The sequence below is a fragment of the Clostridioides sp. ZZV14-6154 genome (genome assembly GCF_020657785.1).
Taxonomy (GTDB): domain Bacteria; phylum Bacillota; class Clostridia; order Peptostreptococcales; family Peptostreptococcaceae; genus Clostridioides.
On the sequence record NZ_JAGWCY010000081.1, the window covers coordinates 1 to 259 of the forward strand.

1 rRNA gene is annotated in these 259 nt (G+C 45.2%); it reads right to left on the bottom strand.

The annotated features are described in order from the left end of the window. Positions 1–259: ribosomal RNA gene (locus tag KGF45_RS19830) — 23S ribosomal RNA — on the bottom strand; the annotation flags it as partial.

A 259-nucleotide genomic window follows, 5' to 3' on the forward strand; every position in this document is an offset into this window, starting at 1 on the left:
CTTTTCACCTTTCCCTCACGGTACTATACGCTATCGGTCACTAGGTAGTATTTAGCCTTGGAGGGTGGTCCCTCCTGCTTCCCACAGGGTTTCACGTGTCCCGTGGTACTCTGGATCATATCTGAAGCTTTCTCGTTTGACATACAGGACTATTACCTTCTATGGTGGGTCTTTCCAAACCTCTTCAATTACGATACCTCTTCGTTTAAGATATGTCCGCAACCCCAATAAAGAAAACTTTATTGGTTTGGGCTATTCC